This window comes from Amycolatopsis sp. lyj-109, from assembly GCF_046548995.1.
In the GTDB taxonomy this organism is placed as follows: Bacteria; Actinomycetota; Actinomycetes; order Mycobacteriales; family Pseudonocardiaceae; genus Amycolatopsis.
In genome coordinates this window covers 169,269-182,112 of the sequence record NZ_JAJPWR010000007.1, presented here as the reverse complement: position 1 = coordinate 182,112, position 12,844 = coordinate 169,269, and the positions used below count along the sequence as shown (strand labels likewise).

General features: G+C 69.7%; 7 protein-coding genes and 1 tRNA gene. 7 read left to right on the top strand and 1 reads right to left on the bottom strand.

The annotated features are described in order from the left end of the window. The first annotated feature begins 7 nt into the window (after positions 1-7). On the top strand, positions 8-433 hold the full coding sequence (locus tag ACLJQF_RS17730) for a hypothetical protein (protein ID WP_410609967.1): 426 nt from the start codon (positions 8-10) through the stop codon (positions 431-433). 55 nt (positions 434-488) lie between these two features. On the opposite strand, the gene ACLJQF_RS17725 is transcribed toward ACLJQF_RS17730, so the two are convergent. After that, positions 489-1,991: a S10 family peptidase gene (locus tag ACLJQF_RS17725; RefSeq protein WP_410609965.1), complete on the bottom strand. Its 1,503-nt coding sequence runs from the start codon at positions 1,989-1,991 to the stop codon at positions 489-491. 47 nt (positions 1,992-2,038) lie between these two features. Between ACLJQF_RS17725 and ACLJQF_RS17720 the strand changes: the two genes are divergently transcribed. The 6 genes from ACLJQF_RS17720 (at position 2,039) to ACLJQF_RS17695 (ending at position 12,841) form a co-directional block, all read left to right on the top strand. Continuing rightward, positions 2,039-2,698, top strand: a complete 660-nt coding sequence (locus tag ACLJQF_RS17720; RefSeq protein WP_410609964.1) for an endonuclease V — start codon at positions 2,039-2,041, stop codon at positions 2,696-2,698. Then, on the top strand, positions 2,695-3,378 hold the full coding sequence (locus ACLJQF_RS17715) for a uracil-DNA glycosylase (protein WP_410609962.1): 684 nt from the start codon (positions 2,695-2,697) through the stop codon (positions 3,376-3,378). The genes ACLJQF_RS17720 and ACLJQF_RS17715 overlap by 4 nt, the downstream gene beginning before the upstream one ends. Positions 3,379-3,462: 84 nt before the next feature. Then, complete coding sequence (locus ACLJQF_RS17710; RefSeq protein ID WP_410609961.1) at positions 3,463-4,797, top strand: NAD(P)/FAD-dependent oxidoreductase; 1,335 nt, start codon at positions 3,463-3,465, stop codon at positions 4,795-4,797. Between the two features lie 99 nt (positions 4,798-4,896). After that, a tRNA-Leu gene (locus tag ACLJQF_RS17705) sits at positions 4,897-4,973 on the top strand. Positions 4,974-5,313: 340 nt separating this feature from the next. Continuing rightward, positions 5,314-5,790, top strand: a complete 477-nt coding sequence (locus tag ACLJQF_RS17700; protein ID WP_410609959.1) for a hypothetical protein — start codon at positions 5,314-5,316, stop codon at positions 5,788-5,790. 508 nt (positions 5,791-6,298) lie between these two features. After that, positions 6,299-12,841 (top strand): RHS repeat-associated core domain-containing protein, encoded by a 6,543-nt coding sequence (locus ACLJQF_RS17695; protein ID WP_410609958.1) that lies wholly within the window; start codon positions 6,299-6,301, stop codon positions 12,839-12,841. Positions 12,842-12,844 lie beyond the last annotated feature (3 nt).

Sequence of the window (12,844 nt, the reverse complement as noted above, 5' to 3'; positions counted from 1 at the left end):
TGCAGCCGTGCAGACCGTGCCCGGACAGCTGCCTCTCGTGCTGAACCGGAAGTTCCACCTGGCGAAGTACGAGAGCGGCCACGCACAACTGCTGCTTCGCAGCGGCCGGAGTGGCTATCACGACGGCGAGTACCTGAAGTACGACTCGGTCGTCGACGTGCTGTTCAAGAACGTCTCGGTGCTCGCGGTGGCCGAGAGCTACCACCCGCTGGAAGTGTCGTTGGGCGGCCCCGCCGAGTTCGCGGGCCTGCGCGACCTGCTGAACTGCGAACTCGGTGACCGCAAGCTCTACGTCCTGCGCAGCTCGTTCGGCGGACCGGTGGGGTACGTGGTCGCCGGCGCGGTCTACTGGACCGACGACCCGCACGGTTCGACCGGCGCCGAAAGCGTGCTGCTCGGCGGGACCGGCCGCGCGCCGGTGTTCGCCGCATGATCGGCTGACGGGTCTCACCGGTCCCCGGAGCAGGATCTCCGGGGACCGGTGGAACTCAGCGGTTCGAGGCCCTCTTGACGAACTTCGCCAGGTCCTTCGATTGCTGCACCCGCGTCGGCTCGTGGACGTACATCATGTGGCCCGCCGGGTAGTACGCCGAGTCGATGTTCTCGCGCAGTTCCTCGGGGATCTGCAAGTGAGCCAGCACGTGCTCGGCCGCGTAGTACGCCGTTGCGCCGTCGTAGTGGCCGAATGCCACGTGCACCTTCAGGTGCGGGTTCGCGCGCATCGCCGCGCTCAGCGAGTCCACCACCGACACCGAGCGGCCCTCGAAGTCCGAATAGGACCACGCCTTGAACGTGTCCTCGCTGATCAGCTCGTACGGCAGGTCGTTGGCGTACCCGAGCTCCGCCCGCACGTAGTGGTTGAACGCCGCCGCGTACGCGCCGACCACGCGGGAGATCGACGGGTCGTCGCTCATGTGCTCGCGGCCGCCGTCCGGCTCCCACGTCGTGAAGCGGCCGTCCATGCGGCCGACCGTCAGGCCGCGGTCGCGCAGCAGCTCCGTGAAGAACCGGACGTGCTCGATCCGCAGGTTCACCCGGTCCACATAGGACTCGGCGAGCCCGGTCAGCGACGCCAGCGTGGCCACCGCCTCCGTCCGGTCCTGAGTGGACAGCCGGGCGCCGCGGGACAGCGCCCACGGCAGGTCCTTCGCCGCGAAGTCCTCGGCGTCGGCGAGGACGTCGTCGAGCGGGCGCTCGCCGTGCAGGCCGTGGTAGTGCGCGATCGCCGCGTACGTCGGCACGTACAGCGAGTACGGGAGGTCGTTGCCCTCCGTGAACCGCAGGGTGCCCAGATCGAGCACCGACGAGATCAGCAGCAGGCCGTTCAGGTAGAGCCCGTGCCGGTCCTGCAGGTGCGCGGCCAGCCCGGCGGCGCGCAGCGTGCCGTACGACTCGCCGGCCAGGAATTTCGGCGACAGCCAGCGCTGGTGGCGGGACACCCACAGCCGGATGATCTCGCCGACCGACTCGATGTCGCCCTTGAAGCCGTGGAAGTCCTTCGTCTCGCCGCCTTCGGACGCGCGCGAGTAGCCGGTCGACACCGGGTCGATGAACACGAGGTCGCTGTGCACCAGCAGCGTCTCGGGGTTGTCGGCCAGCCCGTACGGCGGCGGCACCAGGTCGTCGACGTCGCCCGAGAGCACCCGCCGCGGGCCCAGCAGGCCCATGTGCAGCCAGATGCTCGACGAGCCGGGCCCGCCGTTGAAGGCGAACGTCACCGGCCGCGACCCCGGGTCGGCGTCATCGAGGGTGTAGGAGGTGATGAACACCTCGGCCTTCGCCTTGACGCCCTCGGACTTGCCGTCCTTGACGGTCTCCTTGCGGAGGACGATCCGGCCCGCTTTCGCCGTGTACGCGAGCTTCTTCCGCTTCACGGTCAGCGTGTGCTGGGTGGTGACGATGTCGTCGGTCGGCTCGGCCGGGATCTCCGAAGACTCCGGAGTCTCCGGAGTCTTCGTCTCGGCAGTCTCTTCGGGGGTGGTGTCCGCCATGGACCCAACCTAGTGGTTGACCCGGGCGTCTGTGGCAGGGTGACCTGGTGCACACCGAGGACTGGCCGTCGACGGTCGAGGAGGCGCTCGCCGTGCAGGACCGGCTCCGCGGCCGGGTCGACCTCACCGACGACTGTCCCGAGCTGCCGCCGACGGTCACCGGCCTCGACGTCGCCTACGACGACACCGGCGGCATCGTCGCGGCCGTCGTCACCCTCGAAACCGCCGGGCTCACCGTGGTCGAGGAGCGGACGCACCGCGCGCGGGCCACCTTTCCGTACGAGCCGGGCCTGTTCGCCTTCCGTGAGCTGCCGCCGCTGCTGGCCGCGCTCGAGCGGCTGGACCGCACGCCCGACGTCCTGGTCTGCGACGGCCACGGCCTCGCGCACCCGCGCCGCTTCGGCCTGGCCTGCCACCTCGGGGTGCTGACCGGGCGGCCCGCGTTCGGCGTCGGCAAGACGCGGTTCGTCGGCACGCACGGTTCTCCCGAGGCTGCCCGGGGGTCGTCGGTGCCGCTGGTCGACGCGGGCGAGGTCGTCGGCGCGGTGCTGCGGACCCGAGACGGCGTCAAGCCCGTGTACGTCTCGGCCGGCCACCGGATCGACCTCGCGCACGCGTGCCGGCTCACGCTGGCCCTGACCCCGCGCTACCGGCTGCCCGAGACCACGCGGCACGCCGACCGGCTGTCCCGGGCGGCGCCGCGATGAGGTCCCTGCCCGAACTGGACGCGGCGGTGGCCGGCTGCCGCGCCTGCCCGCGGCTGGTGGCCTGGCGCGAGGGCGTCGCGGGCACCAAGGCGGCGTTCCGCGGTGAGGAGTACTGGGCGCGCCCGGTGCCGGGCTTCGGGCCGCCGGACGCGTCGCTCGCGGTCGTCGGCCTGGCGCCCTCGGCGCACGGAGCCAACCGCACCGGCCGGATGTTCACCGGCGACCCTTCGGGTGATTTCCTGTTCCGCGTCCTGCACGAGGTCGGGCTCGCTTCGCAGCCGACGTCGACGGCGATCGGCGACGGCCTCGAGCTGTACGGCACCCGCCTCGTCTCGCCGGTGCGGTGCGCGCCGCCGGAGAACAAGCCGACGCCGGCCGAGCGGGACACGTGCCGTCCGTGGCTCGCGGAGGAGCTGGCACTGTTACGTCCGACACTGCGGGCGATCGTCGTGCTCGGCGCGTTCGGCTGGCAGGCGTTACTGCCCGTGCTGGCCGCGGCGGGCCGGCCGGTGCCCCAGCCGCGTCCGGCGTTCGGCCACGGGACCGTCGTGGAGCTGGGCGACCTGCGCCTTTTCGGCTGCTACCACGTCTCGCCGCGCAATGTCCAGACGCACCGCGTGACCCACGCCATGGTGGCGGACGTCTTCCGCGCCGCGACCTCGGTGACAGCGCACGACTGAATCGTTACGGAAACCGCGGCGACGCTGGTCACAGCCGGATGGGGCCCCCGAGCGGGGTCGCGGCGAAGGTGTCACCATGAGGACATGGCTGCTGCGAAGTCGAAGTCGGAACCGACTCGGATTCTCGTCCTCGGTGGTGGGTACGTCGGGCTCTACACGGCGTACGGCCTCCAGAAGATGCTCCGGGCCAACGAGGCCTCCGTGACCGTCGTTGACCCGCAGCCCCACATGACCTATGCGCCGTTCCTCCCGGAGGCCGCGGCCGGCGCGATCGAGCCCCGGCACGTGGTCGTGCCGCTGCGGCGGGTGCTCAAGCGCTGCCACGTGCTGACCGCGCGCGTCACCAAGATCGAGAACGAGAAGAAGTCCGTCACGGTCGAGGCGGCCGACGGCCACATCGAGCAGCTGGGCTACGACATCCTGGTCGTCGCGCTCGGCGCGGTGGCGCGCATCCTGCCGATCCCGGGCCTGGTCGAGCAAGGCATCGCCTTCAAGACCATCGGCGAGGCGATCTACCTGCGCAACCACATCATGACCAAGCTCGACGAGGCGGCCAGCACGCTCGACCCCGAGCTGCGCAAGCGCCTCCTGACGTTCACGGTGGTCGGCGGCGGCTTCGCCGGCATCGAGGCGCTGGCCGAGCTCGAGGACATGACCCGGTTCGCGGTGGAGAACTACTACCCGAACATCAAGACCTCCGACATCCGCTGGGTGCTCGTCGAGGCGGCCGGCCGCATCCTGCCCGAGGTCCGCGAGACCTTGGGTGTGTACACGGTCGAGCAGCTGGAGAAGCGCGGCATCGAGGTCTACCTGTCGACGGCGGCGAAGTCGTTCGAGAACGGCCACGTGGTCCTCTCGGACGGAACCGAGTTCGACACCGACACGATCATCTGGACGGCGGGCGTGAAGGCCAACCCGGTGGTCGGCCAGTCCGACCTCCCGGTCGACAAGCGCGGCCGCCTCGAGGCGACGGCCGCGATGCAGGTCGTCGGCCACCCGGACGTGTGGACGGCGGGCGACAACGCGGCGATCCCGGACCTGTCCCGCACGGAAGAGGACCCGACGGCGACCTGCCCGCCGAACGCACAGCACGCGGTCCGCCAGGCCCGCCTGCTGGCCAAGAACATCATCAAGGTCCTCCGCGGCGGCAAGCCGAAGGACTACTTCCACAAGAACCTCGGCGCGGTGGCGAGCCTCGGCCTCCACAAGGGCGTCGCGGACGCGCTGAACCTGAAGATCAAGGGCTTCCCGGCGTGGCTCTTCCACCGCGCGTACCACCTCAAGGCCATGCCGACGTGGAACCGCCGCATCCGCATCCTGTTCGACTGGATCCTCGGCGGGCTGTTCCGGCGTGAGGTGATCTCGCTCGGGCAGATCAACAACCCGAAGGACGAGTTCGCGCGCGTCTCGAAGTCCTGACGTCGCGCTGCCTTCCGCCCCCGGCCCTTGCGGCCGGGGGCTTTCGGCTTTCGGGGCAACCTGCCGGTGGGGTGTGGGGTATCGCCTAGAGTGTGCGGTGCCCCCGTAGCCCAATCGGCAGAGGCAGTCGACTTAAAATCGATTCAGTGCGGGTTCGAGTCCCGTCGGGGGCACCACGCAGACCATCATCACCTGAAAGGCCCCATCCGACCGGTACCCTGGTCATCGAGGGCAGGTACGTCCTCTTGTTGAAGCGCGGGAGGCCGTGATGAGCTCCTCGTCCACCGTGAGCTGGCGCAGTCGGCCACGCTCCGGACGGCAAGCCCGCGGTTGCGTGCTTTCCGGCCGAGCTGATCGGCGTGGCCCTGCCTGATGTTGCTCCGTGGACGTCTGGCCGGGTCGGGTCAATTTTCGGGACTTCCATCGGGAAGCAAGGGTGTTCGCTACGGTTCCTGCCGTACGCGACGTCCGCGAGGTCGTCGCAGCGAAGCTCGCCGTCTAGGAAGAGGACACTCCGTGGTGCGCATCGGAATCACCGGCCACTCCAACCTGACCGACGCCACCGCCGCGCTCGTGGCCGGCGAGCTCCGCGAGATCCTGGAGGAACAGCGCGACGATCTCGTGGGTGTCACTTGCTTGGCCCGCGGCGCCGACCAGGTCTTCGCCAGAGTTGTTCTGGAGCTGGGTGGGACGCTCGAAGTCGTGCTGCCGGCGGCGGACTACCGCGACCGCAAGGTCAAGCCGGACAACGCGGCCGAGTTCGACAGCCTCATCGCGAACGCGAGCGTCCACACGATGCCGCTCACCGAGTCGAACCGTGACGCCTACATGGCCGCCAGCGAACACGTTCTGTCCATAGCGGACAAAATGATCGCGGTCTGGGACGGCGGCCCGTCCGGCGGCCACGGTGGCACTGCGGATGTCGTTGATGCTGCAAGGGGTCGCGGCCTGGACGTCACAGTCGTCTGGCCGGAGCACGCTGCCCGAATCTGAAAGTCGTATACCCGCCAATGGTCGCGCAACCACTGCATAATCCGCCATCTCGGGCTCCGTCACGATTCGGAGCTGCGGAGCAGGCCGCCTGTCGACGGCCCATCGGCGGCGAGCCGTGCCGGCTGCTGATGGCTGCACACTCGGTGTGAACATCCTGTCTGGACTGAGGTCGTCGAGGACTGAGGCGTTCGGCTCGAGGGGAAAGTAGTGACTGGGCAAAGAATAGGTAAGCATTCTTCGGTGCGAACTCGGCGGCCTCACTCGTACGGGTGATAGCCGGTTTTCCAGATTCCATTAGTGTTCTGATCTGCCGCTCTCGGCTCATCGAGTGCGCGCGAACGGGGTAAGTCCTCCGGGGCTTCGGGGTGGGAAGGTTCGTGCTGTGCTCGATTCGGTTGCCTCTGCGCGCAAAAGAACTTTTCGGATCGATCGAGGGCCTTTCGGCCAATGGTCCAGGTTTCGTTCGTTCGTCATTTTTATGGCCGTTTTTGCGCTTTTCTCCAGTTCGGTGGCCACCGTGTCCGCGGCGCCCGCTCCGGTGGGAGCGGCATCGGTGCACCCGGCCGCCGCGCCCGGACCGGGGGACTTCGGGCCGGGTGCGGCGGCCTCGGCCGATGTTGCCGTCGACGGCTGGGGTGACCCGCGGGGGTACCACCTGGAGCTGGGCCGGGAGAGCTCTGGTTTCGCTTGGCACGAGGTTGCGCTGCTGCACCCGGCAGGCTTGGACGACTCGTCGTGGACCGGCTACCAGTGCGTGTCCGGAAATGGCCGGTTCGCCGCAGTGGCGGTGCTGCCGATCTCGGCGGTCACCAGCCAGGCCGCGCGTGACCACGGTGCGTTCGCCTACGCCGTGGACCTCTCCTCCGGTGTGGTGCGCCCGCTGGCGAGCGGTGTCGGGCTGAAGTACTTTTCGCCCGGTTGTGGCGCGGGCGACCAGGCCGTGTTCACCCTCGATGTCGGTGCGAACGACGAGAACACGCAGCTGGTGACCGCGAATCTGGCGACCGGGAAGATCGACGGCTCGACGACGGTGCCCGGACAGGTCACGTCGGCGGTGCCGACCGCGACCGGGATCGTCGGAGTCGCCGGCTCGCGACTGGTCGCGGTGCCCGCCAAGGGAAAACCGGCGGTACTTGCCAGCCTCGCCGGTGATGCCTACGACCTGCGGCCCGCGGCCGACGGCGGGGTCAGCTTCCTGCAGGCCGCGCCCGGCGCGAAGACCGCGTCCGCGGCGCACGAGCGCGCAGGAGCGATCACGACCCTGGGCTCCGGCGACCTCACGCGCCTGCACCTGTTCCAGGGCCGATCCGGTCACGCCGTCCTGGCCGGCGCGGCTCGGACCAGCGCCGCCGCCCTGGCTGACGCGGGCGTCCGGGCAGTCAAGGATTCCGGGCTGTCGCGGGCCTCCACCGCCTCCTCGCTGGACGGCGACGCACTGCTGGGGCCGGACGCGGACGGACAGAAATCCGCGCCGGTGCTGCTGTCGACCAAAACCGGCAACGTCCTGCCCCGCGCCGTCGCCACCAGCACTGCGACGCCGTCGACCGCGTTACCCGGCTACCCCGCGGCCAACGTCGCTGCCGCCCGGAGCGCGCAGCCGGGCTACCTGGCGCCGCACGCCGACGCCGCGCCCGCGCACGGCGGCGGCGGTGCGCCGGCCACGGCGACGACCACCCAGACGCCGACCTGTGCGGTCGCGCCGCTCGACACGGCGAAGCAGGTGATGCAGCCGAACCCGGCACAGGTCGACTGGGCGGTGCAGCTGGCGGAACAGGGTTTGCTCACCGGCAGCGCGTACACGCGCCCGGCCGGGTTCGCCAACCTCGGGCTGGTCGCCTACGCGCCCAACAGTGACTTCCCGCTGATCCCGCTCTCGCATCCGGCCGGCGCCTCGAACACCGTGCCGCGGTCGATCTTCGAGGGCATCATGGCCCAGGAGTCGAACTGGTCCCAGGCCTCCTGGCACGCTCCCGCGGGAACCGCCGGTGACCCGCTGATCGCCAGCTACTACGGCGCCGGCGGCGACATCCGGTCCATCAACTACGCCGGCGCCGACTGCGGCTACGGCATCAGCCAGGTCACCGACGGCATGCACGTGGGCGACCACTCGCTGTCCGCGCACGGCCAGATCAAGGTCGCCGTCGACTACCAGGAGAACATCGCCGCGGGTCTGCAGATCCTGGAGACGACCTGGAACTCCCTCTACGGCGACGGGATCATCGCGAACAACGGTGACCCGGCCGATCTGGAGAACTGGTACTTCGCGGCCTGGGCGTACAACTCGGGCCTGCAGCCGAACGCCGCCAACGGCAACACCACCGGCTGCACGCCCGGCCCGTCCTGCACGGGTCCCGACGGGACCTGGGGCCTGGGCTGGACCAACAACCCGGCCAACCTGGACTACCCGCCCAACCGCGACCCGTACCTGCAGGACACCTACGCCGACGCGGCGCACCCGGCCAGCTGGCCGTACCAGGAACGCGTGCTCGGCTGGACGGCGAGCCCGCTGCTGCGTTACGGCAGCAAGGCCTACGCCAAGCCGACCTACCACGGCGGGAACACGTGGGTGCAGCCCGCGCCGTTCACCGCGATGTGCGACCTCGCGGACAACCACTGCGACCCGAACACCACGAACCAGAGCAACCCGGGCGCCAGCCACTGCCTGCTCAACGACTTCGAGTGCTGGTGGCACCAGCCCGTGACCTGGATCCCCACCTGCGCGACGACCTGCGCGACCAGCCCGTACGCTGTTCCCGGCGGCAGTGAACCGGCGAACCCGAGCCAGAACCCGCCGACCTGTCCACAGGACACCTCGAAGGTCCCTTCGGGCTCGATCATCGTCGACGACGAGCCGTCACCGCCACTGAACCTGCAGGGCTGCGGCAGCGCGAACTGGTCGTCGAACGGGACGTTCGCCTACACCTACGGCACCAACTCCGCCGGTGATCCGATCGGCGCGATCGACACCCACCAGCTCGGCACCGGGCTGGGTGGGCACATCCTGTTCAGCCACACCGAAGACGGCTCCGAGTCCGACCTCATCAACACCGGCACCTGGACGCCGAACCTGCCGTCGCTGCAGTACTACAAGATCAAGCTGCACATCCCGGGCCTGGGCGCCGAAGCGACCAACGTCGTCTACACGATCAACCCCGGCGGTGGCGTGTCGCCGTGGAAGATCCGGGTGAACCAGGCCTGGAACTCCGAGCAGTGGGTCACCATCGGCACCTTCGCCATGCAGAACGGCGGCAACGTCGTGCTCACCAACAACGGCAGCTCGGCCGACCGGGGCGGCTTCGGCTACTCCGACTTCGACGTGGCCTACGACGCGATCGCGTTCGTGCCGCAGGGTGGCACGCCCGGCCAGCCGATCGGCGGCCCGCCCGGAATCCAGGACGCGCCGAGGGGATCCAATCCGGCGTTCGTCGCCTGCGGCTGCGCCAGGCGCACCGCGGGCGACCCGGTGGACACCTCGACCGGCTTCTTCGGCCAGACCTTCACCGACCTGTCCACGCCCGGCCGCGGCATGCCGCTGAACTTCACCCGCAGCTATGCCGAAAGCGTCGCGGATCCCAGCGGGCCCAACGGTTCTCTCGCCGTCGACGGGCCGTTCGGCTGGGGCTGGACCGATTCGTACAACCTGTTCGCGACCACGGCCGCCAACGGGAACGTCACCGTCACCCAGGAAGACGGCTCCCAGGTCACGTTCGTCGACTCGGCCGGCAGCTATGCGCCGTCGGCGCCCCGGTACGACGCGACGCTGGTCAAGAATGGCTCCAGCTACGCGTTCACGAGGCGTGGCAAGGAGATCTTCACCTTCGACACCACCAGCGGCCGCCTCACCGCGGAGACCGATCCGGCCGGCAGCAAGGCGAATCCGCCGTACCAGACCGGTCTCGCCTACGACGGCAGCGGCCACCTGCACACGATCACCGACGCGGCAGGCCGTGGGTACACGCTGACCTGGACCGGCAACCACATCACCGGGCTGAGCGACCCGGCCGGCCGCACCGTCACCTACGCCTACGACGGCAGCGACAACCTGACCGACGTCTACGGAGCCGGCACCACCCGGACACCGTCGGTCAAGGACGACGACCACACGCAATACACCTACGCCGGCCACCTGATGGCCTCGATGCGGTCGCCCAAGAACTACGGTGGCGCCGCGTCCGCGGTCACCGCGATGAGCTACGACAGCGCCGAACGCGTGAAGACGCAGATCGACGCCAACGGGCACACCACGACCTTCACCTACGGCCCCGACGGCGGGCTGACCGCCGGCCAGACCCTGGTGACCGACCCGGCCGGGCACAAGACGCTGGACACCTACCAGAACGCCCTGCTGGTCTCGGAGACCAAGGGGTACGGCACCGCCGACGCCGGCACCACCGGCTACACCTACGACCCGGTGACGCTCGGCGTGTCCAGCCGGACCGACCCCGACGGCAACCTCCAGACGTTCACCTACGACGACCACGGCAACAAGACGTCGGAGTCGAATTCGCTGGGCTTCACGAAGAACTATGCGTACGACGACCACGACGACCTGATCGAGAGCATCGACGCGAACGGCGTCGCCACGGTCACCACCTACGACCCGAACACGCTGGTGCCGACGGTCGCCACCGTCACCCAGGCCAACAACGTGGTGGAGTCGCTGACCGGCAACTTCGGGCCGGCGCCCACCCGCACCACTGCCTACCACTACGACGACGCCGCGCACCCGGCCGACCTGACCCGGGTGACCGACCCGAACGGCAAGACCACCACCACGACCTACGACGGCTACGGCGACAAGGCCACCGTCACCGACGCGGCCGGCGACCGGACCCAGTACGGCTACGACACCCGGACCGGCTGGTCGACCTCCACAGTGGATCCGAACGGCACGGCGGCCGGCGTGTCACCGTCGTGCACGCCGCCGGCAAGGGGCTGCACCACCTACGGCCACGACGCCTACGGCAACGTCAACCGCACCACCGATCCGCTGAACCGCACCTCGACGGCGGTCTTCGACGCCGACGGGAACAAGACGTCGGCCACCGATCCCAACGGCCACACCGTGGGCACCACCTTCGACGCCGCCGACCAGGTGACCAAGGTGACGCAGGCCGACGGCACCACCCGGATCGACGACTACAACCCGGACGGCACGCTCGCCGACACCGTCGACGGCCTCGGCGCCAAGACGCAGTACGGCTACGACGGACAGGGCCGCGAGGACAGCCGCACCGATCCGGACAACCGCGCCACCAGCACGCACCTCGATCCGGCGGGCCGCGCGCTCACCGCGACCGACGCGGCCGGGCGGGTCACGACCATGGGCTACGACGCGGCAGGCCAGCTGAAGTCGGTGTCCTATTCGGACGGTGTCACCCCGGGCGTCACCTACGGCTACGACCCGGCCGGCCGGCGGCGCACGATGACCGACGGCACCGGCACGTCCACCTGGACCTACGACACGTTCGGCGAGGTCGCCGCCCAGACGCAGGGATCCGGTGCGGCCGTCGGCTACGGCTACGACAACGCCGGCAACCAGACGTCGATCACCTACCCGGGGCAGACGACGTCGGTGCTGCGGACCTTCGACGACGCCGAGCGGCTGAAGACCGTCACCGACTGGAACCACAACCAGGTCGTCTTCGGCTACGACAACGACGGGAGGGTGCGGACCACCCAGTACCCGGACGGCGACACCGTCACCGACGGCTACGACGACGCCGAGCGGCAGACCTCGACTTCCGCGGTCACCGGGTCGACCACCGTCCTGTCGGCCACCTACGGCCGTGATCCGCTGGGGCAGCTGTCGTCCCAGACCGTCGGCACGGGCTCGCAGTCCCTCGGCTACACCCCGCGCGAGCAGCTCGGCAGTGCCGGCGGCAGCACGTTCGCCTACGACGCGGCCGACAACCCGACCACCGTCGGAGCCGTGACCCAGGCCTTCGACGCGGCCGGTCAGCTGTGCTGGTCGTTGCCCAGCGGCACGGTGTCCAACCCCACCTGTGGCACCGCACCCAGCGGTGCCACGTCCGCCGGCTACGACAACCTGGGCGAGCGCAAGACGTTCGGTTCCGCGACCTACAGCTACGACCAGGCGGGGCGGCTGACCGGCACGGCCGGGGCGACCTACGCCTACAACGGCGACGGCCTGCGCACGGCCAAGACCGCCGGCGGCGTGACCGCCACGTTCGTCTGGGACAGCGGTAAGACGCCGAACGTGCTTTCCGACGGCACGAACAGCTACCTGTACGGACCGGGCGGCCTGCCCGTCGAGCAGATCGGGTCGGCGACGAACTGGTTCGTGCACGACCAGCTCGGTTCGACGATCGGGTTGCTCGACGGCACCGGGAGTGTGGCCGGACGTGCTGCCTACACGCCCTACGGCGTGGTCACCACGAGCGGCAGCGCCCGCACGCCGTTGCAGTACACGGGCCAGTACACCGACGCCGAGTCCGGGCTGATTTACCTCCGTGCCCGGTACTACGACCCCGCGACCGCGCTGTTCCTGTCCGTCGATCCCCTGGTCGACAGCACCGCCACGGCGTACGCGTACACGGACGGCAACCCGGTCAACCGCACCGACCCGACCGGTGAGCTGTTCGGCCTGGACAACCTCATCGCCGGGGCGGTGGGCGCCATCGCCGCCGGCGGTGGCGCGCTCATCCACGGCGCGCTGACCGGCCACGTCGACTGGGCGGACGTCGGCATCGCCGCCGCGGCCGGCGGGGTGTTCGGGGCGACCTTCGCCGAGTGCGGTATCTGCGCCGGCGTGGCGACCAACCTCACCGTCGACTACCTCACCCAGCTGCACGACAACAGCTGGGACAACAGCAAGGTCGACTGGGGCGAGGTCGCCGGCGAGGGACTGATCGGCGGCGCGGTCGGCGCGCTCGGCGACGGGTTCAACGCGTACGGCAGGTCGGTCGGTTACGACGAGGACTACCTGAAGGTCCTGGGCCGGTTCAACACCACGATGATCGGCGGTCTGAGCATGGCACTCGGCGGGTTCGACCCGATTTACGCGATCAAGAGCGGCTGTGGACACTGATCC